At 52.8% G+C, this 25,294-nt stretch carries 17 protein-coding genes; 12 read left to right on the top strand and 5 right to left on the bottom strand.

Going from position 1 to position 25,294, the window contains the following annotated elements:
* Positions 1–361: 361 nt before the first annotated feature.
* The 4 genes from pdhR (at position 362) to lpdA (ending at position 7,471) form a co-directional block, all read left to right on the top strand.
* The gene (gene pdhR / locus BUB06_RS10705) at positions 362–1,126 is read left to right on the top strand and encodes a pyruvate dehydrogenase complex transcriptional repressor PdhR (protein WP_010306328.1); all 765 of its coding nucleotides are present in this window, start codon (positions 362–364) and stop codon (positions 1,124–1,126) included.
* A gap of 141 nt (positions 1,127–1,267) precedes the next feature.
* Positions 1,268–3,931: a pyruvate dehydrogenase (acetyl-transferring), homodimeric type gene (aceE, locus tag BUB06_RS10700; protein WP_010306325.1), complete on the top strand. Its 2,664-nt coding sequence runs from the start codon at positions 1,268–1,270 to the stop codon at positions 3,929–3,931.
* A 14-nt stretch (positions 3,932–3,945) separates the two neighbouring features.
* Complete coding sequence (gene aceF / locus BUB06_RS10695; RefSeq protein ID WP_039470082.1) at positions 3,946–5,832, top strand: pyruvate dehydrogenase complex dihydrolipoyllysine-residue acetyltransferase; 1,887 nt, start codon at positions 3,946–3,948, stop codon at positions 5,830–5,832.
* Positions 5,833–6,046: 214 nt separating this feature from the next.
* Positions 6,047–7,471, top strand: a complete 1,425-nt coding sequence (gene lpdA, locus BUB06_RS10690) for a dihydrolipoyl dehydrogenase (RefSeq protein ID WP_010306320.1) — start codon at positions 6,047–6,049, stop codon at positions 7,469–7,471.
* A 61-nt stretch (positions 7,472–7,532) separates the two neighbouring features.
* Here the strand turns inward: lpdA and BUB06_RS10685 are convergent, their stop codons facing one another.
* Positions 7,533–8,429, bottom strand: coding sequence for a LysR family transcriptional regulator (locus BUB06_RS10685; RefSeq protein WP_039470084.1), 897 nt, complete (start codon positions 8,427–8,429; stop codon positions 7,533–7,535).
* A gap of 117 nt (positions 8,430–8,546) precedes the next feature.
* On the opposite strand from BUB06_RS10685, the gene BUB06_RS10680 reads away from it, so the two are divergent.
* The 6 genes from BUB06_RS10680 to BUB06_RS10655 all read left to right on the top strand — a co-directional run bounded on the left by BUB06_RS10680 (position 8,547) and on the right by BUB06_RS10655 (position 17,253).
* On the top strand, positions 8,547–9,740 hold the full coding sequence (locus BUB06_RS10680; RefSeq protein WP_048329381.1) for a serine hydrolase domain-containing protein: 1,194 nt from the start codon (positions 8,547–8,549) through the stop codon (positions 9,738–9,740).
* A complete protein-coding gene (locus BUB06_RS10675) occupies positions 9,737–10,921 on the top strand; it encodes an MFS transporter (RefSeq protein ID WP_039470085.1) in 1,185 nt (394 codons plus the stop codon). The genes BUB06_RS10680 and BUB06_RS10675 overlap by 4 nt, the downstream gene beginning before the upstream one ends.
* Before the next feature lie 198 nt (positions 10,922–11,119).
* Positions 11,120–13,027: a rhamnogalacturonan lyase gene (locus BUB06_RS10670; RefSeq protein WP_039470086.1), complete on the top strand. Its 1,908-nt coding sequence runs from the start codon at positions 11,120–11,122 to the stop codon at positions 13,025–13,027.
* 160 nt (positions 13,028–13,187) lie between these two features.
* The gene (locus tag BUB06_RS10665; protein WP_223806280.1) at positions 13,188–13,898 is read left to right on the top strand and encodes a hypothetical protein; all 711 of its coding nucleotides are present in this window, start codon (positions 13,188–13,190) and stop codon (positions 13,896–13,898) included.
* Between the two features lie 226 nt (positions 13,899–14,124).
* Positions 14,125–15,303, top strand: coding sequence for a dienelactone hydrolase family protein (locus tag BUB06_RS10660; RefSeq protein WP_039470973.1), 1,179 nt, complete (start codon positions 14,125–14,127; stop codon positions 15,301–15,303).
* 237 nt (positions 15,304–15,540) lie between these two features.
* Complete coding sequence (locus BUB06_RS10655) at positions 15,541–17,253, top strand: hypothetical protein (RefSeq protein ID WP_039470091.1); 1,713 nt, start codon at positions 15,541–15,543, stop codon at positions 17,251–17,253.
* 124 nt (positions 17,254–17,377) lie between these two features.
* Here BUB06_RS10655 and BUB06_RS10650 read toward each other — a convergent pair whose 3' ends face one another.
* Together BUB06_RS10650 and BUB06_RS10645 are read right to left on the bottom strand one after the other, a co-directional pair.
* Entirely contained in the window at positions 17,378–18,706 is a 1,329-nt protein-coding gene (locus BUB06_RS10650; protein ID WP_039470093.1) for an MmgE/PrpD family protein, read from the bottom strand.
* A gap of 110 nt (positions 18,707–18,816) precedes the next feature.
* Positions 18,817–19,800, bottom strand: a complete 984-nt coding sequence (locus tag BUB06_RS10645) for a helix-turn-helix transcriptional regulator (RefSeq protein ID WP_039470094.1) — start codon at positions 19,798–19,800, stop codon at positions 18,817–18,819.
* 422 nt (positions 19,801–20,222) lie between these two features.
* Here BUB06_RS10645 and BUB06_RS10640 point away from each other — a divergent pair, with 422 nt between their 5' ends.
* Positions 20,223–22,517, top strand: coding sequence for a TonB-dependent siderophore receptor (locus BUB06_RS10640; protein WP_039470096.1), 2,295 nt, complete (start codon positions 20,223–20,225; stop codon positions 22,515–22,517).
* Positions 22,518–22,612: 95 nt separating this feature from the next.
* On the opposite strand, the gene BUB06_RS10635 is transcribed toward BUB06_RS10640, so the two are convergent.
* Positions 22,613–22,924, bottom strand: coding sequence for an ArsR/SmtB family transcription factor (locus BUB06_RS10635; RefSeq protein ID WP_039470098.1), 312 nt, complete (start codon positions 22,922–22,924; stop codon positions 22,613–22,615).
* Positions 22,925–23,183: 259 nt separating this feature from the next.
* On the opposite strand from BUB06_RS10635, the gene BUB06_RS10630 reads away from it, so the two are divergent.
* Positions 23,184–24,584: an RtcB family protein gene (locus BUB06_RS10630; protein ID WP_039470100.1), complete on the top strand. Its 1,401-nt coding sequence runs from the start codon at positions 23,184–23,186 to the stop codon at positions 24,582–24,584.
* 149 nt (positions 24,585–24,733) lie between these two features.
* Here BUB06_RS10630 and BUB06_RS10625 read toward each other — a convergent pair whose 3' ends face one another.
* A complete protein-coding gene (locus BUB06_RS10625; protein ID WP_039470102.1) occupies positions 24,734–25,240 on the bottom strand; it encodes a DUF3060 domain-containing protein in 507 nt (168 codons plus the stop codon).
* Positions 25,241–25,294 lie beyond the last annotated feature (54 nt).

The raw sequence follows: 25,294 nt of genomic DNA, 5'->3' as shown, positions 1-25,294 counted from the left end.
TCCCTGCTGTAAAATGGTGTTTACCCCGATAGGGATCTGCGGGTAATTACACTTTCCTTATGAGAATAAAAAACCTTATTTTTTGCATTTAAATTCACTATTTTCGTATTTAAACGGTTCAGCAACGCCTGTTTTACGTTTCAAAAAAGTTAAAATATAGACAGAGGGGATTAATGGTAATACCACAGGCGGGCTATCACTTTGCCGCATGTTTCTCGTGCATTTGTTAAAATCTGGTGGGATTGGTGATTTAGCTCAAGGTCCTTATGGACAGAAGGTGAATACTTTGTTACTTTAGCGTCACGTTTTTGAAATTGGTATTACCAATTGACTCCGCGCCATTCGCAGAGAAGAATTCACTATGGCATACAGCAAGATCCGTCAGCCCAAACTGTCAGATGTGATTGAACAGCAGCTGGAGTTTCTGATTCTTGAGGGAACCTTGCGCCCCGGCGAGAAGCTCCCACCGGAGCGCGAACTAGCAAAACAGTTCGATGTTTCCCGCCCTTCTCTGAGAGAAGCCATTCAACGCCTGGAAGCCAAAGGTCTCCTTTTGCGCCGTCAGGGTGGTGGTACCTTCGTTCAAGCCAATCTATGGCAAAGCGTCAGCGATCCGCTGGCAGAATTACTTAGCACACATCCCGAATCACAGTTCGATCTTCTGGAAACGCGTCATGCGCTGGAAGGCATTGCTGCCTACTATGCTGCGTTGCGTGGCACCGAGTCGGATCTGCAACGTATCCGGGATTGTCATGCCGTGATTGAGAAGGCGAGGGAAGCGGGCGATCTGGACGCCGAGTCAGAAGCCGTTATGCAGTATCAGGTTGCTGTAACAGAAGCCACGCATAATGTGGTGTTGCTGCATTTGGTGCGCTGTATGGGGCCGATGCTCGAACAGAACGTGAGGCAGAATTTTGAATTGCTTTATTTGAGCCGTGAAGTGTTGGCTCAGGTTAGCATTCATCGCGCCAGCATTTTTGAGGCGATTGTTGCCCGTGAGCCGGAAAAGGCGCGCGAAGCATCACACCGTCATCTGGCGTTTATTGAGGAAGTATTGCTGGATCTTAACCGGGAACATAGTCGGCGCGAGAGATCGCTGCGTCGGCTCCAGCAACGCAGGGATTGAGCATCCGTACTTTGGGGCTCTGAATGCGGTAATGACGACGATGAGCCTGTCTTCATGCGTTTTGCTTAGGACGAAACCTAAGTCAGAATGCAGGAAGACAGGCTCCATAAACTAACTGATTAGAGAAGATAAGGAATAACCATGTCAGATCGTTTAAATAATGACGTGGATCCGATCGAAACCCGCGACTGGCTGCAGGCGATCGAATCGGTCATCCGTGAAGAGGGTGTTGAACGCGCCCAGTTCCTGATTGATCAGGTTCTGAGTGAAGCACGTAAAGGCGGTGTCAGCGTTGCTGCTGGTACAGCTGCACGTCAATACATCAACACCATCGCAGTGGAAGACGAGCCGGAATACCCTGGTAATCTGGATCTGGAACGTCGTATTCGCTCAGCAATCCGCTGGAACGCGATCATGACAGTGCTGCGTGCTTCTAAAAAAGATCTGGATCTGGGCGGCCACATGGCTTCTTTCCAGTCTTCCGCCACTTTCTATGAAGTGTGCTTTAACCACTTCTTCCGTGCTCGCACTGCGCAGGACGGCGGCGACCTGGTCTACTTCCAGGGTCACATCTCTCCGGGCGTTTACGCTCGTGCCTTCCTTGAAGGCCGCCTGACTGAAGATCAGATGAACAACTTCCGTCAGGAAGTTCACGGTAACGGTCTGTCTTCTTATCCGCACCCTAAACTGATGCCGGACTTCTGGCAGTTCCCGACCGTCTCTATGGGTCTGGGCCCGATCGGTGCTATCTACCAGGCTAAATTCCTGAAGTATCTGGAAAACCGTGGTCTGAAAGATACCTCTAAACAAACCGTTTATGCCTTCCTGGGCGACGGTGAAATGGACGAACCAGAATCCAAAGGTGCGATCACTATCGCGACCCGTGAAAAACTGGACAACCTGGTATTCGTCATCAACTGTAACCTGCAACGTCTGGATGGTCCGGTTACAGGTAACGGCAAGATTATCAACGAGCTGGAAGGTATCTTCAGCGGCGCTGGCTGGGATGTGATCAAAGTCATGTGGGGCGACCGTTGGGACGAACTGCTGCGTAAAGACACCAGCGGTAAACTGATCCAACTGATGGAAGAAACCGTCGACGGTGACTACCAGACCTTCAAATCCAAAAACGGTGCCTATGTGCGTGAGCACTTCTTCGGTAAATACCCGGAGACGGCAGAACTGGTTAAAGACTGGACTGACGATCAAATTTGGTCACTGAACCGTGGTGGTCATGATCCGAAGAAAGTCTACGCTGCACTGAAAAAAGCGCAGGACACCAAAGGCAAACCAACCGTTATTCTGGCACATACCATTAAAGGTTATGGTATGGGCGACGCGGCTGAAGGTAAGAACATCGCTCACCAGGTTAAGAAAGTTAACATGGATGGCGTGCGTTACTTCCGCGACCGCTTCAACGTGCCTGTGTCTGATGCTGATATCGAAAAACTGCCGTACATCACTTTCGATAAAGAGTCTGAAGAGTACAAATACCTGCACGAGCGTCGTCAGGCACTGGGTGGCTATCTGCCGTCTCGTCAGCCTAACTTCAGCGAAAAACTGGAACTGCCAACGCTGGAAGATTTCAGCACTCTGCTGGAAGAGCAGAACAAAGAAATCTCTACCACTATCGCGTTTGTACGTGCCCTGAACGTGATGCTGAAGAACCAATCTATCAAAGATCGTCTGGTTCCGATCATCGCTGACGAAGCGCGCACCTTCGGTATGGAAGGCCTGTTCCGCCAGATCGGTATCTATAGCCCGAAAGGCCAGCAGTACACTCCGCAGGACCGTGAGCAGGTTGCTTACTACAAAGAAGACCAGAAAGGTCAGATTCTGCAGGAAGGTATCAACGAGCTGGGCGCAGGTTCTTCCTGGCTGGCGGCGGCAACGTCTTACAGCACCAACAACCTGCCGATGATCCCGTTCTACATCTACTACTCCATGTTCGGTTTCCAACGTATCGGCGACCTGTGCTGGGCAGCGGGTGACCAACAGGCGCGTGGCTTCCTGATCGGTGGTACTTCAGGTCGTACGACGCTGAACGGCGAAGGTCTGCAGCACGAAGATGGTCACAGCCACATTCAGTCTCTGACTATCCCGAACTGTATTTCCTACGATCCGGCATTTGCCTACGAAGTTGCTGTCATCATGCATGACGGTCTGCACCGCATGTACGGCGAAGCGCAGGAAAACATTTACTACTACATCACCACGCTGAACGAAAACTACCACATGCCTGCAATGCCGCAGGGTGCGGAAGAAGGTATCCGTAAGGGTATCTACAAGCTGGAAACGGTTGAAGGTAGCAAAGGTAAAGTGCAACTGCTGGGTTCAGGTTCTATCCTGCGTCACGTACGTGAAGCGGCTCAGATTCTGGCGACAGACTACGGCATCGGTTCTGACGTATTCAGCGTAACCTCCTTCACTGAACTGGCACGCGAAGGCCAGGATTGTGAGCGTTGGAACATGCTGCATCCGACCGAAACGCCACGCGTACCTTACGTAGCTCAGGTTCTGAGCGATGCGCCAGCGGTTGCATCTACTGACTACATGAAGCTGTTTGCTGAGCAAATCCGTAGCTTCGTCCCGGCTAGCGATTATCGCGTACTGGGTACTGACGGTTTCGGTCGTTCTGACAGCCGTGAGAACCTGCGTCACCACTTCGAAGTGGATGCGTCTTACGTCGTGGTTGCGGCTCTGGGTGAACTGGCTAAACGCGGTGAAATCGATAAGAAAGTGGTTGCAGATGCCATCACTAAATTCAACATCGATGCAGATAAAGTTAACCCGCGTCTGGCATAAGAGGTAAAGATTACATGGCTATCGAAATCAACGTACCGGACATCGGTGCAGATGAAGTTGAAGTCACCGAAGTGCTGGTGAAGGTTGGCGACAAAGTTGAAGCTGAACAGTCGTTGATCACGGTTGAAGGTGATAAGGCTTCTATGGAAGTCCCTTCTCCGCAGGCTGGTGTCGTGAAAGAGATTAAAGTCTCTGTCGGTGACAAAGTTGAAACTGGCAAACTGATCATGATTTTCGATTCCGCCGACGGTGCAGCTGACGCTGCACCTGCCAAGGCAGAAGAGAAGAAAGAAGCGGCTCAGGCTGCTGCCCCAGCGGCATCGGCAGCGAAAGAAGTCAACGTACCGGATATCGGCGGTGACGAAGTTGAAGTGACCGAAGTGCTGGTTAAAGTGGGCGACACCGTTGCTGCTGAACAGTCTCTGATCACCGTAGAAGGCGACAAAGCGTCTATGGAAGTCCCGGCACCTTTCGCAGGTACGGTTAAAGAGATCAAAATCAGCACCGGCGATAAAGTCTCTACCGGTTCTCTGATCATGGTATTCGAAGTGGCGGGTGCTGCACCTGCTGCCGCTCCGGCACAAGCCGCTGCTCCAGCAGCAGCTGCGCCAGCGGCCTCTGCCGCTAAAGAAGTTAACGTACCGGATATCGGCGGTGACGAAGTCGAAGTGACTGAAGTGATGGTTAAAGTTGGCGATAAAATCGCGGCTGAGCAATCACTGATCACCGTTGAAGGCGACAAGGCTTCAATGGAAGTCCCTGCGCCATTCGCGGGTACGGTTAAAGAAATCAAAATCAGCACCGGCGACAAAGTGAAAACCGGTTCACTGATCATGGTCTTCGAAGTGGAAGGCGCTGCACCTGCGGCGGCTCCGGCTGCCAAGCAAGAAGCGGCGGCTGCACCGGCTCCAGCGGCAAAACCTGCTGCTGCACCGGCAGCGAAAGCTGAAGGCAAGAGCGACTTCGCTGAGAACGATGCTTACGTTCACGCAACGCCGGTTATCCGTCGTCTGGCACGTGAATTCGGCGTGAATCTGGCGAAAGTGAAGGGTTCTGGTCGTAAAGGCCGTATCCTGCGCGAAGACGTTCAGGCTTACGTGAAAGATGCCGTGAAACGCGCTGAGTCTGCGCCTGCCGCTGCTACCGGTGGTTCTCTGCCGGGGCTGCTGCCGTGGCCGAAAGTCGATTTCAGCAAGTTTGGTGAAGTTGAAGAAGTGGAATTGGGCCGTATCCAGAAAATCTCTGGTGCCAACCTGAGCCGTAACTGGGTGGTGATCCCGCACGTTACGCACTTTGATAAAACGGATATCACCGATCTGGAAGCGTTCCGTAAACAGCAGAATGCCGAAGCTGAGAAGCGCAGACTGGATGTGAAATTCACCCCAGTTGTCTTCATCATGAAAGCCGTTGCCGCTGCCCTTGAGCAGATGCCACGCTTCAACAGTTCACTGTCTGAAGACGCTCAACGTCTGACGCTGAAGAAATACATCAACATCGGTGTAGCGGTTGATACCCCGAATGGTCTGGTGGTTCCAGTGTTCAAAGACGTGAACAAGAAGAGCATCACTGAGCTGTCTCGCGAACTGATGGCGATCTCCAAGAAAGCCCGTGACGGTAAGCTGACCGCTGGCGAAATGCAGGGCGGATGCTTCACTATCTCCAGCCTGGGCGGCATCGGGACTACGCACTTTGCGCCGATCGTCAACGCGCCGGAAGTCGCTATTCTTGGTGTGTCTAAGTCCGCGATGGAACCGGTCTGGAATGGTAAAGAGTTCACTCCGCGTCTGATGATGCCGATGTCTCTGTCCTTCGACCACCGGGTCATTGACGGTGCTGATGGTGCTCGCTTCATTACCATCATTAACAACACGTTGTCTGACATCCGCCGTCTGGTGATGTAATCGAAAAGCCGGCCTGACGGCCGGCTTTTTTCTGATAAGCTGTTATTTGTTACAGCTGTCAGTGATCAAGGACAAATCGTTAGTCGCTTGTTGTTTCAAAATTGTTAACGATTTTGTAAACTACAGCGGCAAAGACACGTCCCGGTGGAAGAGGGCGTTAAGACTCAATAACAATGACGTCACAGACCCGCCGGAAATCAATTAAGAGGTCATGATGAGTACTGAAATTAAAGCTCAGGTAGTGGTACTTGGTGCCGGCCCCGCGGGTTACTCTGCTGCATTCCGCGCGGCGGATTTGGGTCTGGAAACCGTACTGGTAGAGCGCTACTCCACGCTGGGTGGGGTGTGTCTGAATGTGGGTTGTATTCCTTCCAAAGCCCTGCTGCACGTTGCTAAAGTCATTGAAGAAGCCAAAGCACTGGCAGAACACGGTATCGTGTTTGGTGAACCTAAAACCGACATTGATAAAATCCGTCTGTGGAAAGAAAAAGTCATCACCCAACTGACCGGTGGTCTGGCTGGTATGGCAAAAGGCCGTAAAGTTAAAGTGGTTAACGGTCTGGGCAAATTCACGGGTGCCAATACGCTGGAAGTTGACGGTGAAAACGGCAAAACGACGATCAACTTCGATAACGCGATTATCGCGGCGGGTTCACGTCCAATCCAACTGCCTTTCATTCCTCATGATGACCCGCGCGTATGGGATTCTACCGATGCGCTGGAGCTGAAAAACGTCCCAGGACGTCTGCTGGTTATGGGCGGCGGTATCATCGGTCTGGAAATGGGTACCGTTTACCATGCTCTGGGTTCACAGATCGACGTCGTTGAAATGTTCGATCAGGTTATCCCTGCTGCTGACAAAGATGTCGTTAAAGTCTTCACCAAGCGTATCAGCAAGCAGTTCAACCTGATGCTGGAAACCAAAGTGACGGCAGTAGAAGCCAAAGAAGACGGCATCTATGTGACGATGGAAGGCAAAAAAGCGCCAGCCGAGCCACAGCGTTACGATGCGGTTCTGGTTGCTATCGGTCGTGTGCCGAACGGCAAAAACCTGGATGCTGGCAAAGCAGGCGTGGAAGTTGACGATCGCGGCTTCATCCATGTTGATAAGCAAATGCGTACTAACGTGCCGCACATCTATGCTATCGGCGACATCGTTGGTCAGCCGATGCTGGCGCACAAAGGCGTGCATGAAGGCCACGTTGCTGCTGAAGTGATCTCCGGTAAGAAACACTACTTCGATCCGAAAGTAATTCCTTCTATCGCCTATACCGAACCGGAAGTAGCGTGGGTAGGTTTGACCGAGAAAGAAGCGAAAGAGAAAGGCATCAGCTACGAAACCGCGACCTTCCCATGGGCAGCGTCTGGCCGTGCTATCGCGTCTGACTGTGCTGACGGTATGACCAAGCTGATTTTCGACAAAGAAACTCACCGTGTTATCGGTGGTGCGATTGTCGGGACTAACGGTGGTGAACTGTTAGGTGAAATCGGTCTGGCGATCGAGATGGGCTGTGATGCAGAAGATATCGCTCTGACCATCCATGCGCACCCAACGCTGCATGAATCCGTTGGTCTGGCCGCTGAAATCTTTGAAGGCAGCATCACCGACCTGCCGAACCCGAAAGCGAAGAAGAAGTAAGTTCGCTCAGGTTCGAATAGCGTGAATTCAATCCGGCACCTTTACAGGTGCCGGATTTTTTTTACGCATCAGAGGCGGGAAATACTCGCGCGCAGAGGAAATCCACGAGTGCCCGTACTTTTGGTGACGGGTGTTTGCTGGCAGGCCACAACACATAGAAGACACCGCTGCGTTCCACATAGTCGGTCAGGATCGGCTGTAGATGGCCGCTGGCCAGCGGTTCACGGATGGAGAAGTCTGGCAGGTAGGCGATCCCCAGCCCTTGCAGTGCAAAACAGAGGCGCGTTTCGATGTTGTTGCAGACCATCGAGGTGGGTAATGGCAACTCTGGTTCGCCGGGGGGAAGTCGTAGCGCCCACGGCTCCAGCTTGCCGCTGCTGGGAAAGCGATAGTGCAGGCAAGTGTGCTGCATCAGATCGACAGGTATCTGAGGTGTACCACGCCGGGTAAGGTAGTCTGGCGCAGCGACTAGCAGAGAGCGGAAGGCACCCAGCCTCCGTGCGGTGAGGCGTGAGTCAACGGGGTCTCCTGTCCGTACCACGGCATCGAAACCTTCCTCAATGACGTCCACCATTCGGTCGGTGAAATCCAAATCCAGTTCGATCTCAGGGTATTCACGCATGAATTCGCCGAGTACGGGCAACACCAGTGAACTGACCAACGGCAGACTTACCCGCAGGCGTCCGCGCGGCACGGCGCTGGTCTGCGATAGCTCCAGTTCTGCTGCCTCAATCTCAGCCAGAATTCGTCGGCTACGCGCCAGAAATAGTGAGCCTTCGGCGGTCAATGTGATGCTGCGTGTACTGCGGTGGAATAGCCTCACGCCCAGTTTTTCTTCAAGCCGTGCGACGCTTTTGCCTACCGCAGACGCTGACACGCCCAGTAGTCGGCCCGCAGCAACGAAACTGCGTGTTTCGGCCACCTGCACAAACACCACGAAGCCATTCAGGCTATCCATATTACTTCCTTAATTGCGGACATCTTGTTCCGTATATTGAGGAACTGTAGCCCACTTTTTCTTTAATTGTTGATTTTTTATCGTAGCGGGAACGCTCATTGATAAAAGGAACACCCCGTGATAACTCCCGTATTTCCTCTGGATACCCGTGCTTCAACAGCCCCTCTCTCTGCCCGTATTCAGGCCACCGTTCAACAGGCGTTGGACGATGGGCGTTTGGTCGGTGCTGTCGTGCTGGTCGCGCGCAACGGAGAATTGCTTCATCAGCAGGCCGCAGGATGGTCCGACCGGGAGAGCGCCCGTCCTATGGCGCTGGATGCCATCTTCCGGCTGGCTTCTGTCAGCAAGCCCATCGTATCAGTTACTGCACTGGTACTGGTGGCGCAAGGTCGGCTAAATCTGGATGAAGATATCACTCGCTGGATGCCGACGTTCCAGCTTCGGTTGGCCGACGGCAGACCTGCTAACGTTACCGCGCGGCAGTTGCTCAGCCACACTGCGGGTTTGGGCTACCGCTTCTTTGAATCTCATGCGGACGGCCCCTATGCACAGGCAGGTGTCTCAGACGGTATGGATGCCTCCGGCATCAGCCTGACTGAGAACCTGCGTCGTATCGCCAGCGTTCCCCTGCAATACGTGCCGGGAGAGGCTTGGGGTTATTCGCTGGCAACCGATGTTTTGGGAGCCTTGATCGAACGCATTCACGGTACGTCATTGGACGAGGCGGTTCGCCAACTGGTGACCGACCCGCTGGAAATGCACGATACCGGCTTCGTTGTACGTGACCCATCGCGCCTGACTACTGCTTACGTGAACGACACCCCGCAGCCGCATCGCCTGACCGAAGGTGAAACGGTTTCTCCCTTCGACGGTGCCATCGGCATCGCGTACAGCCCTGCTCGTATCTTTGACCCTCAGGCCTTTCCATCCGGTGGCGCTGGCATGGCGGGTACAGCCTGGGATCTGTTGCGCCTGCTGGAAGCCCTGCGTAAAGGGGGCGGCGTCCTGCTGCCTGACGCGCTGATCGAGGAGATGGGGGGCGATCAGACACAAGGGCTGGAGCTGTCCAATGCACCGGGCTGCGGTTTTGGCCTCGGTTTCTCAGTCTTGCGCGATCCGCAGTTAGCCGAGTCGCCGGAATCGCCAGGCACCTGGCGCTGGGGCGGCGCTTATGGTCATTCATGGTTTGTCGATCGCACACAAGGTTTGAGCGTAGTGGCCTTCACCAACACGATGTACGAAGGGATGTCGGGGCGTTTTGTCACTGAACTGCGCGATGCCGTGTATGGCGAGTTGGAGGCTGCACGATGACTGCCTCACTGACCGATATACACCGTGACAGACTGCCCATTGCCTCATTGCTGGCATTAGCCACGGCAGCTTTCATCACTATTCTGACCGAAGCGCTGCCAGCGGGCTTGCTGCCGCAAATGGCGCAGGGCTTGGCGGTGTCCGAAGCCTGGGTCGGACAAACCGTCACTATCTACGCCATGGGTTCTCTGGTGGCCGCGATCCCGCTGACCGCCGCTACGCAAGGTGTGCGTCGTCGCCTGCTGCTGCTGTCAGCCATTGCAGGTTTCGCTGTCGCCAATATGATTACGGCGCTTTCCGGCAGCTATATGTTGACGATGGCGGCGCGTTTTCTGGCAGGGGTTTCAGCCGGGCTGCTGTGGGCGCTGCTGGCGGGTTATGCGGCGCGTATAGTGCCTGAACACCAGAAAGGGCGGGCTATTGCGATAGCGATGGTCGGCACGCCATTAGCCTTGTCGCTCGGCGTGCCCGCGGGAACCTTTCTTGGCAACGCGATCGGCTGGCGAATGTGTTTCGGTATGATGAGTGGTTTGGCCTTAATACTGATGTTGTGGGTACGTATTCAGGTGCCGGATTTCGCTGGGCAATCTGCTGGCAAGAGGCTATCTCTGGGGCGTGTGTTCACGATGGCTGGCGTGCGCCCCGTGCTATGCGCAGTGCTGGCCTTTGTGCTGGCGCATAACATTCTCTACACCTACATTGCGTCGTTTCTCGCGGCGGTGGGCATGGTTGCACAGACTGGTCTGGTACTACTGGTCTTCGGCGTCACATCACTGCTAGGCATCTGGATCGTCGGCGTGCTGATTGATCGCTACTTGCGAGCCCTGACGCTTGCCTGCTCGGCATTGTTCTGCCTGTCCGTACTGGCACTTGGCGTGGCAGGCGGTGTACTGGCTGTGGTCTATGCAGCAGTGGCCGTCTGGGGGTTAGCCTTCGGCGGTGCGGCGACGCTATTCCAGACGGCTCTTGTCAGAACGGCTGAAGGGGGGACCGATGTAGCGCAGTCTATGTTGGTTACCGCCTGGAACATGGCTATTGCAGGGGGAGGCATCATCGGTGGTGTTCTGTTGGAACGCCTCGGCGTTGCCGCCTTCTCTCCGGTGCTGTTGGTGCTGTTATTGATTGCGTTCGTTGTGGTGTGGTCTGCCAGACAACACGGTTTCCCTGTGGCGCGACGGTAAAGCGTTAAAGTGTCGGTTTTTTGTCTGTACTTTTTCCTAGCGCAATAAACTGTTTATTTATCATACATAGACGCCATGATTTCTTGCCTTGTTTTCGTGATTGATAATTACGCTGCTGTACTAGTCTGGCGTCGACATGCCTGTATGTAATTTGTACAACTGGAATAAGGGCATTCTTCACGTTATCAAGGAGAGAAAATGAAACGCTATTTATCAACGCCGCGAGCAGGCGTCATTGCTGTTACATTGCTTGCTACACTGATGGGCGGTGGGCAGGATGGGCTGATGACATCGGCTTATGCGGCAGGAAAAAGTAAGCAGATTGAATTGCTGGATCGTGGGCTGTTTGCATTCAAATCATCGAAACATGTTTTTTTAAGCTGGCGGCTTTTCGCTACGGATCCCGAAAACATTGCTTTTAATCTCTATCGAGATGGTCAACTCATCAATGCTTCCCCTATAAGTACAACGACTAACTTTATCGATCCCGACGGTAAAGCGGACTCCACGTATGCGATACGCCCGGTCATTAAGGGAATTGAGGGGAAAGAAGATGTCGCTAAATCGGTACTGAACGGTCAACGTTATCAGTCTATTCCTTTAAAGAAACCTGCCGATGGGGTGACGCCAAAAGGCGACACCTATTCCTACGGCGTGAATGATGGATCGGTTGGCGATCTGGACGGCGATCGCGAATATGAGTATGTGATCAAGTGGGCACCGAGTAACTCGAAAGATAATGCGCATTCCGGTTATACCGGCAATGTGTATATCGATGCCTATAAACAGGATGGAACGCGGCTGTGGCGCATTGATTTAGGGAAAAACATCCGATCTGGAGCGCATTACAACGATTTCATCGTGTATGACCTGGATGGTGATGGCAAAGCGGAAGTGATGATGAAAACCGCCGATGGTACGGTGGATGGTACAGGAAAGGTTATCGGTAATAGTCAGGCAGATTACCGTAGCAACAACGGTTATATTCTCACTGGGCCTGAATACCTGACAGTATTTAATGGCCAAACCGGGAAAGCGATGGCGACAGTGGATTATCTTCCCGAACGTGGTGATGTGTGCGGCTGGGGTGACTGCTATGGTAATCGCGTTGACCGTTTTCTGGCGGGTGTCGCCTATCTTGATGGTGAACGACCTAGCGCGGTGTTTTCACGCGGCTATTACAAGCGAGCAGTGGTGGTCGCGTGGGACTGGCGTAATGGCAAGCTGACGAAGCGCTGGACGTACGACAGCGGAACCGCTGGTGATGTGCTGAACACGGCGTATGGGCAAGGCGCGCATCACCTTCGTACTGGCGATGCGGATGGTGATGGCAAAGACGACATTATCTTTGGCGCAGCAACGATCGGCAGCAACGGCAAGCTATTAAATTCCACTGGTCTGGGGCATGGCGATGCGTTGCATTTTGGCGTTCTCGATCCTTCTCGCTCCGGTAAACAGGTCTTTATGGTGCATGAGTCCGCGAGCCAATATGGCAAGAACGCGATGGAAATGCACGATGCCGCCACGGGTAAGATCCTCTGGGGATACAGTAACGGTTCAGGTGGCGATAACGGGCGTGGCGTCTGTATGGATATCGATCCTGCCCACTTAGGGGTGGAATGCTGGTCTTCACAGGGCGGATTGTTCAACGCGAAAGGCGAGCAGATCTCCGATAAAAAACCATCACACATCAATTTTGGTATCTGGTGGGATGGCGACCTGCTGCGTGAAACATGGGATCGTGCGGTGATTGATAAGTGGGGGCCGGCCAAACCGGGCTCGACTCGGCTGTTCAGTGCTTATACCTACAATTCAGGGACGTGGATAAACGGGACGAAAGCGACACCCGTCCTGAGTGCCGATCTGTTTGGCGACTGGCGTGAGGAGTTCATCATTCCCAAATCTGATAGCAGCGAACTACAGATTTTCAGCACCACGTCGGAAACCGCATACCGTATGCCAACCTTGATGCACGATCCTGCTTATCGGACACAGGTTGCGGCTCAGAATGCGGGCTATAACCAGCCGCCGCATACCAGCTTCTATCTTGGTGAAGGAATGACGTTTCCGGTGAAATGGGAAAGTGTGTACACCGTACCGAAATAACGTTTTATCGGCACGATGGCGATCGTGCCGACTTTCGTTCAACGTATCGGGTTATTTTGGGGGAGTATCGCGGACTAGTGCGCACTAAACGATTCCTCGTTCTGCCCGACTCAAGGTTAGCGAGGATAATGCGGTTGCGAAAATTGGCTAATAAACACGCATGATGTTTGGTATTATAGACCCCAACGACGTGCAACAGGCTATGCTTATAATGTCACCAGTCCTCAACGATAGCGGGAGTTTTGATATGGCGATTCTTCCAATGTCATATAGCCCCGCCACTATGGTGCGGGAATATCGGAAAATTGGCGAAACGAGTGTGAATGGTCGCGCCGTGGATATTTATATCCATAATGAGCGGCATCACGCCGTTGCCATATATGGAGAGCCTGATGACGTTAACGGTGATTTACGGCATGTTGTTGTTGCAAAGATCGACCTGAAATCCCGTAACAGCGACGATGAGGCTGAAACTATTTTGGCCGTCATCGGTTACTACGAGAATTTGCAACCGATGAATGATCATCTCGCTCAGGTTGAAGGCGTGATTGTCACCAAACGTGAACGAAATGCTAATGTCGCCAGCGCCATGTATAAGGCGCTCATTAACGACGGTATTGTGCTGGTTAGCGATAATGTTCAGTTCCCTGGAGGGAAAGCGTTGTGGGCGCGTATGGCACGTAAAGAGGTTGGCATTGAGGTATTTGTGTTCGACTCAGAACAACGTACTTTCTGGCCGTATGACGGAGAACGGATTCGATACGATGGTCGCAGCATTCCCGAAAGCGATATCTGGAGCCTTGCGCCGAATGAATCGCGAAAAGGAGTTGTGCTGGTGGCTGAACGCAAACGAGACGAATCAGCCGCCTGATGTCGTTCTGCTCTGAGACATTAAGCGATCTTAAATCGTTAACTATGCAATAAATTGAATACTCTGATCGCTGGCGTGTGTGGTATTCCCCTCTTAGCCTACGCTGCCGCGACGAACCTTTTTTGCCAGTCGCTTCGCAGAATGCGCCTTCCGTCCGTTTATTTTTAGCCGCGTCAATTACAATCAAACCTCAAAAAAGAAACGACGTTTTGTTTTTGAGGTTATGATGAATCTTAATACCTTACGCACCTCTGTCTGGCTGTTGACGGCTTTGCTGGCTAGCCCTTCACTGATGGCGAACGATATGAACCCTACGATTCAACCCGCGACGGATCAGGCGGTGACGGATGAAGGGCTTCCTTCATTCTATCCGCAGCTTAAGCAGCAGATGACCTACTCGGATTCCTGGCTATCTGGGAATTTTACGGATTTTAGCCAGTGGCAAGCCCAGTCGAGAGAAACGCTGCGTTCGCTGCTCCTAACGCCGGACTCCACCAAAGACTTTGCCCCGCAGGTGATTGAAAAACAGGATCGCGGTAGCTACACGGCGGAGAAAGTTGCCTTTAACCTGACCGATGAAAGCCGCGTAGACGCGCTGCTCCTGACCCCAAAAAGCGCGGGGCCGCATCCTGCGGTCATCCTGCTGCACGATCATGGCGCGAAGTTTGATATCGGCAAAGAGAAGATGATCAAGCCGTGGGGGAATAACGAGCAGCTTGATTCCGCACAGGCGTGGGCCGATAAGTTTTTCACCGGGCGCTTTGTCGGGGATGAACTGGCGAAACGGGGTTATGTGGTGCTGGCGGTGGATGCGTTAGGTTGGGGATCGCGCGGGCCGATTAAATATGAGCAACAGCAGGCACTGGCGAGTAACTTCTTTAATCTGGGGCGCTCGCTCGCGGGGCTGATGGCCTACGAAGACATGCGGGCAACGGATTTTCTGGCCTCGCTTGAACAGGTTGATAAGCAACGTATTGGCGTCGTCGGTTTCTCGATGGGAGCCTATCGTGCCTGGCAGCTCGCCGCGCTGTCCGACAAGGTCGCGGCAACGGCAGCGGTGTCCTGGATTGGCACGTACGATGGCCTGATGACGCCGGGCAACAATGTGCTGAGAGGGCAGTCGGCATTCTATATGTTGCATCCGGGGCAACCGACACGCTTTGATTTCCCAGATGTGGCGAGCGTTGCCGCACCAAAACCGATGCTGTTATTTAACGGTGGCAAAGACAAACTGTTCCCGACGCAATCCGTTGAAGACGCCTACGCCAAAATGCACAAGGTGTGGCAATCCCAGCGGGCGGACAGCAAGCTGCAAACCAAGATCTGGCCTGAGCTGGGACACGTTTTCTATCAGGAGCAGCAGGAAGAAGTCTTTAGCTTTCTGGACCAGTGGCTAAAACCCTAGTCGCAGTACCTGAATTATAGACTCTAAATAATTCGAGTTTCATGAAGGCGGCAAGGGAAGGAATCCCGATGAGCTTACTCAGGTAAGTGATTCGGGTGAGTGACCGCAGCCAACGCACATGCAACTTGAAGTATGACGAGTATCATAAGTTTTTTGATAACATTAGGTTACTGATGCATTGCTAGCCTCTGCGTGCCGCGGCATTCAGGGGCTTTTTAATTTTACAGGGATGAAGTGATGAGGAAATATCTGGGCGTTTTAATCATGGCGTTATGGCTGTCGGGCTGTAATGGAGAAGAAACGCTTCGCGAGGGGAAATATCTGATTGAGGATATTCGCGTGGTGTTTGATAACAGTAAACATCCTGAAGCCAATGAAAACAGAGATAACCTTCAGGAACATATAAAGCAAAACCTCAAGGGTATTAAAAACGACCTCTATTTTAATCTGACGCCGACGCAGGTGAGCTATTACAGTGCGGAGAGTGAATATACCGAAGAGATGAAAGATAACCGTATACAGGTAAACGGTATGTGGCACACGCTAAAAATCACCGGGAAAAACACGGTTCAGTTTGTATCGGATAAAAGTGCTGCCTGTGCGTTTTATTATTGTGAAATCACCATGGTCTTGAAAAAGACGGAAGACCAGTCACCCGGTTTACTCAAAATCCAGCAACGTTTTGAAGAACATAAAAAAGCCTATCAGGCGTGGCTTCTTGAAGAGAAAGCGGTATTTAATCGCGCGCCGATGGATGATTTCCCCGGCATCCCTTTTTATCCCGAAGAGTATTTCACGATTAAGCTGCCGTTTAGCATGTACGACAAGCTGAGCTTACGGGAGCACGGGATGTATATTCGCAAGATGGGGCGTCTGCTTATCGATCGGGAAAATAAAGACACGCAGATCTACACCTATCGGGATAAGCAGAATAATACCGATGTTGACCTGCTTACCGTTAGCGCAGCAAAAGAGGATTTTAATCTGGCATTGTGGCTGGAAGGACAAAAGGGTGTGTTATTCCAGTCGGAAAACGGCGCAGCATATGATAATAAACAGGGAAAATTAGAAGCCGTCTATTTTCAATATGATGAGGCTAATCAACGCTACTTTATCGGGTTAGCGAATGCTGAGGACACTGTCGCGTTAGCCAACGCGTTTGCTGTACTGCGTACGATGGATGAACGTTACCGTGGCGAGCAGGCATTGTCGATGTACGATCTGGCATTATCTCAGCCGGAATTGGAAGCGAAGTATGGCGTAAAGATCGCTGATGAATTTAAGATCGCAGAAATGCATCAGGCTATCTGGAAAGCACTCGAACAGCGCATGGAAAAGCCTGAGCGCTTTATTAAACGGAGCATGTCAAAAACGCGCATTACAATAAAATTCCCGTCGGAAGTGTTTAAGTACGATGTTTATTTTAAGGTCGCTCCTCAGTCGATTCCTGAACTCATGGCTGAAACCAAAGAGATCGTCCCCGAAGGTAAACAAGTGGATAACATCTTTATTTATGGCGACAGCGCGTTTGTCGGATATGAATACGATGTGAATGTGGGAAGCGGGCTCACATTACAATTTTTAGTCCCGAAAGATGCAGGGACGCCGCTGGAGCGCCTGATGTTTCTGCATGTATTACGTCAGCTTGATGTGACGCGTTTCCCCGCTATTTCTGCACAAGAGAAAAAGAACCTGTTTACGTATGGCGAAGCGACATCTTTTAAAAACAACCTTGATAATCGCTACTTCAAGGTAGAAGAAGGTCTCATCGACAGTACGGGCAAGCTGATTATCAAGAATCCTGATGAGGGCTATTTCGATTTTAAATATCGTGCCCCCCATATACTGGCAACCCACTATAAACCACTGGGGGAAGGTAGCTATTCCAGTGAGCCGGGCGTGACGGTCTTTGATGAAAAAGGGAAGTGGCTTTCCCATCAGGCAGACTAATTCGATCTGACAGCGTGCTGGTTGTCGGTCATGGTATTGCCAGTAATAGGGCTGTCGATAATGATGGTTATCGACAACACCTTGCATCCCGTTAAAACCAGCATCTTGTTAAAACAGTATCTTGTTAAAACAACAGCCCCAGCAAATAGCGTAGATCGCCTTCTTGCCGTAATGCGCAGCGATCGGCGATCTGGTTGCTGTCGAGATGCGTCAGCGAGCCGATGGTTTGCTGCAATTTAGCACGCAGATCGGTGGGGCGTGCCGAGGTTTCCTGACGTGTGGTGCGCTGGATTAGCGTGCCGCCGCTACGTAAGTGCAGCGTAACCTCATGAAAACGCGCCTCCGGGTCAAGCTCGTCGGGTGGCGCGGTTTCATCGGCACGGCGTATGACGCGATTCGCCAGTGCGGAGATTGTGGTTTCAACTGGTGCTTCCGAAAAATGCGCCAGCTTCAGTTCCCCTTCAATCAGCGCCGCCGCAATCACATATTCCAGGCTGAACCGGGCTTCTACGCCGTTTGTGGCATTGCGGATAAAGGGGGCGACATCGCCGCCCGGCGGAAAGGTCACCGTGATCTGTTCGATAGCGTCGGCCAGATCGGTATCCGCACCCTTCTGCTTATGCCACTGTTCCCGCAGCGCAAACGCGGCTTCGGCGGCGCTGTGGGTGCCGCCACAGGTCGGGTAGCGTTTGAATTCCAGACCGGGAGACAGCATGCGCCACGGTGCGCCCCAGTTTTCAACCAGCAACTCCGGCTGTTGTTTTTGATCACCATGCGCCGCAAGAAAGGCGTCAATCACCTGCTGTGTATTGCCCTCAAAGCCCGCTAAGCCCAGCTTAACGGCGGTTAGTCCTGCTCTGGCGGAAAGCCCGGCATGTAGCGGTTTGACCGCTGAACCAAACTGCGCCCGCAGTCCTGCGGCCTGTGTGGCAGCCAGACCAAGAATGGTTTGCGTTTGTTCTACCGAAGCACCAGCCAGACGTGCGGCAGCAGCGGCGGCGGCGATAGCGCCGAGCGTAGCCGTGTTGTGGTAACCGAGACTGTAATGACGTGGGCCACATGCCAACCCGATTCTGCCTGCGGCTTCCACGCCGATCACATAGGCCGTCAAAAACGCCTCTTCCGTCACGGCGGGATTTTCTGCGGCAAGGGCAAACAGAGCGGGCAGAATGACGGTGCTGGGGTGGCCGCGAAACGCCGGATGATAATCGTCAAAATCCAATACGTGACCAGCATAACCCAGGATCAGACTACGCGTCAGGCTGTCCGTGCCGCTGAATACCTGCTTTAGCGGCGCGAGCCCGCTATCGGCAATCGCACCCTGTACGATGGGGAGCGCAGTGGAGACGAAGTCTGTCACCCCGTCACGGGCGGCATCAATCGCTTCTCGATTGGGTTCGCTATGGATGATGTGGTGGGCAAGCCTTGCGGTGATATCAGTCTGATTGGTCATGGGTCGTCATGTGTCGCTGGCAGAAAAACACTAATTTACTGTGCATCGCTGAATAGCAATTAATAACCAAACGGAATAATAAATTCCATTTGGTTATTAGTGATTCAGAATCAGAAGCGGTCTTTTAACTGCCCCGGCGTAATACCGAATGCACGGCGCAGAGCGGTGGCAAAGTTGGCGGGGCTGTTGTAACCGGCGATGCTGGCCGCCTGCGCAATACCGATGCCGTCTTTCTGCAAGGCCAGCATGGCGCGCTGTAAGCGGCAGTTACGTAGGTATTCAAACACGCTCATATTGAACGTCTGACGAAAATGGCGCTGTAGCGTGCTTTCACTCATGTTGACGCTTTTAGCGATTTCACTCATCGACAGGTGGTCGGCGCTGCCGCTTTCCAGCATATCTCTGATTTGTTGAATGCGGTGGTAGCTGCGCAGGGTAACACCGCTGCTTTTCTCCTGCGCCACGCTGGCGGTCAATGAAGTAAAGGCCTCGATAATCAGGCTCATACACTGCATTTCCAGATAAAGGCGCTGGAGCGGTGTTTGGCAAGGTTCAGCGTCCAGCGTTTGTAAGGCAATCGCCAGCGCCTGTCGGGACGGTGTCCACAGGTGTGTCGCCAGGTGAGTCTGCGTGAAATCGTGGATGGCTTGCCAGTCGCCAACGGTGTCCATCATATTGCCGTACAGCCATTCCTTGTCGAACGTCAGCGTAATGGTTCGCTCATATTCATCACGCTTGCCGATGCGGGTAAACATCGTCGGCTCCGTCAGCGCAATCAGCGAGGCGGGCTGGTTCTCTCCCAGATGCAGTTCCTGATGACCAAATGAGATATGCGCATTGCCACTCACCACGATGGCCAGCTTGATTGCGCCATCCAGCAGGTTTTGGGTTTTCATATTGTGGCGATTAATCACATCCGCGGTGTGCAGGATCAGATGCGGATTGAGCTGTACGACAGTGAACGAGCCAAATAGCACCGGCGTGTTATCGATCAGCCGAGGGCCGATAAAACGGTAATTGTTCGCGACCAGACTCGATTGCTGAACGATGTGATCTTTATAGATCGGCTTTGATGACTGAGTGAAGCTGCGCACGTGATTACCTACCTGATTGAACCCTTCGACCTGCGCCTTCCATTTTGATGCTTTGGCAAAACATTTTGCTGCTAGAGCAAACCCCGTCCTGAATGACAAATGTAACAATGACCGCGCCAAAATGGTAATGCAAATACTTCTCAATAGCATTTTTCGTTGAGGACGTCACATTGCACGATAAAGGCATTTTCCATTTACGGCAATGCGGAGAAAAGGGCTGATTGATTACACACAGCATTTCATAACAACACGACGTGATGCCGTTGGCATGACGCTTCTCCCCGATAACCGCCACGTTTGCGCGTTTTATCTCCGCCGTTATTCAGCGTTTTGCTGATTGTCGTTAGGTGTCGCTGTACCGGCTGCGATGTTGATCCTTTTTCAGGCTACTTATTCATTTCTTACAGGGCAGGATAATTTTGATGAAACTACCACAATCGCGTCGCTATCTGGCGACGCTCATTGGCGTTAGCTGCGGGATGACGTCGTTTCTGAGCGCTGCGCAGACCTCGCCTTCAACAGAACCTGCCCCTCAGGTGCAGAATCAGGCCGAAAGTAAAGCATCGGGCGATACGATGGTGGTGACGGCCGCTGAGCAAACCCGTCAGGCTCCGGGCGTGTCGGTGATTACAGCTGAAGATATCAGCAAGCGTCCGCCTGCTAACGATCTGTCCGATCTGATTCGCACCATGCCGGGCGTCAATCTGTCCGGTAACTCAACCAGCGGCCAGCGCGGTAACAATCGCCAGATCGATATCCGCGGTATGGGACCGGAAAACACGCTGATTCTGGTGGATGGCAAGCCCGTGTCGAGCCGTACGGCGGTGCGTTACGGCTGGCGCGGCGAGCGCGATACCCGTGGTGACACCAACTGGGTGCCTGCCGATATGGTCGAGCGTATTGAAGTGCTGCGCGGCCCAGCGGCGGCGCGCTATGGTAACGGCGCGGCGGGCGGTGTGGTTAACATCATCACCAAGCAGCCGACGCAAGAATGGCACGGCACCTGGAACACCTTCCTGAACGCGCCGGAGCATAGCTCAGAAGGCGCAACCAAGCGTACCGATTTCAGCCTGATGGGCGGCCTGACCGACAGCCTGAGTTTCCGTCTGTACGGCAACCTGAATAAAACCCAAGCTGATGCACGTGATATTAATGAAGGGCATCAGTCTGCGCGGGCGGGCAATCAGGCTACCTCGCTGCCTTCTGGGCGCGAAGGGGTGCGTAATAAAGACATCAATGGCCTGTTGCGTTGGGATATGACCGAGCAGCAGTCGCTGGAGTTTGAAGCGGGTTCCAGCCGTCAGGGCAATATCTATGCGGGCGATTCACAAAATACCAACACCAACCCGCTGGTCGTGAGTAATTACGGCAAGGAAACCAACCGCATGTATCGCCAGAACTTTGCGGTCACGCATCGCGGCTACTGGGACAGCGGTGTCAGCTCTACGTCGTATCTGCAATACGAACGCACGCACAATACCCGTATCCTTGAGGGACTGTCTGGCGGTTTAGAAGGGATTTTTGATACGACGAGTCCGAACCAATATGGCACGATAAAGCTGGATAACTTCACTGCACATAACGAAGTGAATATTCCGCTGAATGTCTGGGTCGATCAGGTACTCACATTCGGGGTTGAGTGGAACGAGCAGAAGATGAAGGATCCGGTCTCGAACTTGCAGACGACAACCGAAGCGGGCAGTGTGGGTTCACTGAGCAGCAGCGGCCGTAGTGAGAAATCTGCGGCTCGTCTGGCTTCTGCCTTCGTGGAAGATAACGTCCAACTGACGGACAGTACCATGTTGACACCAGCGCTGCGTGTCGATCATCACAGCACGGCAGGCACCAACTGGAGCCCGTCGCTTAACCTGTCGCAGGAACTGGGTGACGATTACACGCTGAAGTTAGGTATCGCCCGCGCTTACAAAGCGCCGAACCTGTACCAGACCAATGAGAACTATATTCTCTATAGCCGTGGACAGGGCTGCTCTGGCGGTACCTCTTGCTACCTGATCGGCAATGAAGACCTTAAGGCGGAAACCAGCCTGAATAAAGAGATTGGTCTGGAGTTTCACCGTGATGGGTTGATCGCGGGTATCACCTACTTCCATAACGATTACCGTAACAAGATCGAAGCAGGAAACAATGTCATCGGTAAAGCAGTGGGCGGAACTAATGCCCAATATGCCAACGCCAATATCTTCCAGTGGGGCAATGTACCGAAAGCCGTTATTCAGGGACTAGAAGGTAACCTGACCGTTCCTGTCACGGAAAGCATCAACTGGCGTAACAACCTGACCTGGATGCTGGAATCGAAAAATAAAACCACGGGCGATTATCTGTCGATTACGCCGGAGTTTACCCTGAATTCATCGGTGGACTGGCAGGCGACGGAGAGCCTCTCCTTCCTGGCCGATGTGACCTGGTATGGTCGCCAGAAGCCGAAGAAATATAGCTACAAAGGTGAGCGTGTAACGGGTAGCGCAACCAATGAGTTAAGCCCTTATGCGTTGTTCGGGTTAAGCAGTACCTATAAGTTTAACAAGAACCTGAGCGTGACCGGCGGTGTCGATAACCTGTTTGATAAACGCCTGTTCCGCGCGGGTAATGCGCAGGATGTGGTGAACAATAATGTGGTTACCATCGCGGGTGCGGGTGCGGCAACCTATAACGAACCGGGACGGACTTTCTTTGTCAGCGTGAATACGTCGTTCTAAGTTCTCTACCCGTCATACTTAATCGCGAACGCCACGGGAAATCCTGTGGCGTTTTTATTGCGGAATTCCGTCTATGCCGTTTCGTGTCGCTGCTATCAGGGACAGAAAATGCCTTTTAAGGTGGCGACGATTTTCTCCACGTCCTTATTTTCGATGCGGTAGTACAGCGTTTGTGACTCGCGCCGATAGCTAATCAACCCTTCTTCACGCATTTTTGCCAGATGCTGCGAGAGAGCGGACTGGCTGAGCGGGATGTGTTCAAGCAGCGCGCCAACCGACATTTCATCCTTCTCGATAAGTAAGCAAAGCACCAGTAGCCTGTTCTCGTTGCCAATCGCGCGCAGCATAGCCGCTGCTTTTGCTGCACCGTCCTGCATAAATTCCCGATCCGAATTGCTCAACGCCATGTTCCTACCATCCTGCGTGACTGACTAATTTAGTGATACCTAATGTATTGAGTTTATCATACCCCGGCCTTGAGCGAGGAGAATGACTGACATCGATAAAACAGCGCACAACGGAGCCAGCGCGATGCGGCCTGCAGTTTACAAGAGAGGCGTTCCTCCCTAGAATAGCCCGACATCCTTTCCTGAATCTGCTGCTGCAGGAAAAACAACCTTCTCTCCGAAACGGGAGGAGTGATTTTTTGTTTTTCTAGGTAGCACCATGTCTACATTTACTCGCTTACAAAAACGTTTATCCCGTTTGGGGATAGACACCGATTACCAACATTCTATTTATCATCTCCGCAGGCAGAATGCAGAAGCGCAGGTTCTGTTGCCGGAAACGTTGCCGCTGGAAGAAAAGGCGGTTCAGCAACTGCTGGATTTCGCCTCGGTACACCTACCGGGCAGCGATGCGCGCGTCTGTGCCGCCCGCGCGACGCCGGATTTCCATCCCGGTACGCTTGCGCCCGTTGGCAGCATTGTTGCTACAACGGAGAACTTTGTTATCCCGGCGGCGATTGGGACGGATATCAACTGCGGTATGCGCTTGCTGACGACGGGCGTGCATCATACGGATGCTGATGAGCACAAACCCGCGCTGATTCAGGCGCTCAAAGACACGTTACTGCTGGATCGGCGTGATGTTCCCGTTACGCCAGATTCGTTTTCCGCGCTCTTTGATGATGGTCTGCAAGCGTGGCTGGCGGCACTGCCTCAGCAGGGGCTTTGGCAGGGCGTGGACTTCCAACGACTGGCGGCGGAACTCGGTTCCATCGCCGGAACCGATGCGGTTCGTGCCGATAGTCGACATGCGCCTGAGCCGTTTTTCGCACCCCGTGAGATACTTCGACCTTCCAGTCTGGGCACGGTAGGGTCGGGTAACCATTTCGTTGAACTGCAAATTGTTGATGCCGTGTTGGACAGGCACGCGGCGTATCAGGCTGGCGTGCAGGAAGGCGAAGTCGTGGTAATGATTCACACCGGTTCACGGGACGTGGGCTTTTATGTCGGCCAGCGTGGGATCGATAAAGCGCGAGCCTGTTGGCCTGCGGGAGAAAAATATCCGGCGTCCGGCCTGTTTGGTCTGGTTGATGAACAGGCGACGGATTATATGGAAGCCATGGGCGTCGCCGCCCGCTATGCATGGATCAACCGGATCGTGCTGACTGAACTGATCCGTTCCTCCTGGAAGCAGGTATTTACGCATGACGCCAGCAAACTGGTGGTCGATCTGTCGCATAACATCATTCTGCCGGAGCATGAAATGAACCTGCATCGTAAAGGTGCGACGCCCTCAAAAGCCGGGGAATTTGCGCTGATTCCCGGTTCAATGGGCGATTACTCTTATCTCGTGACAGGGAAGGGAAATCCCGATTGGCTGTGGTCGTGTTCACACGGCGCAGGGCGTGCCGAACGTCGGCAAAGTATGCGTAACAAGGTCGATACGGCGAAACAGGCAGATACGTTGCCCTGGCAATGCATCACGCTGAAAGACGAACGCCTGCGGGAAGAAGCGCCAGCAGCCTATAAACCGGTTGCGCCTGTGATTGATATTCAAGCGCAGTCAGGGCTGATTCAACCCGTGGCACGGCTACGTCCGTGGCTGACGTTTAAGGCCTGATGTGGCCCGCTCTAGCGGGAAGTGATTCGATAGTTTTTGTACTAAAATAGTCTTTGTACTAAAAATAACGCCTCAATCGGCGAGCTGTCGATTGAGGCGTGTGTTCTTCATTGCCCACGTCCGTTTGTCGGATGAGGGAATGCTACAAGTTATGGTTTTTGTTTGATGACGTTATTAGCACCGCTGGAAGAGAGTTTCGGCTCTGTTCCTCCCCATGAGAGGCGGTTGCTGATGCCATTGAAGGAGACAACGGCGGGGCCTTTAAAATCGAGATCGAGATGATGTTCCGTACCCGTCACGTTCACCTTTGCTGGCTTATCCTCGGCAACGATGTGCGTGCGGATGGTGTTTTTATACGCGGCGACGGTCAGATCGCCCGTCGATTGACCCGTGACGGCAATCTCTGAGCCAGTCACGGCCAGCGATGTAGCGGAATCGAATGTGATGTTGTGCTCAGAGCCCGCGACGGAAATATTGGCACATTTGCCCGTTAGTACGATGTTGTTGCCGTTGCCTGAAATATTGACATCATTGCCATGACAAGGAATATCGCGCGTTAAACCGATACCCTCCAGCTCGATAGGGGCGGCATAGACGGATACGGTGAACGCGAAAGCAGAGACGAAAACCATTGGCAGATACCGTTTTATCTTCATGGCATTTTTTCCTGTTATCAAAGAGGTCATCCGGCATCGTTGCCGTAAAGGCAT

This window comes from Pectobacterium carotovorum (genome assembly GCF_900129615.1).
In the GTDB taxonomy this organism is placed as follows: domain Bacteria; phylum Pseudomonadota; class Gammaproteobacteria; order Enterobacterales; family Enterobacteriaceae; genus Pectobacterium; species Pectobacterium carotovorum.
The sequence above is the reverse complement of the archived record's forward strand: the minus strand, read 5'-3'. Positions and strand labels throughout refer to the sequence as shown.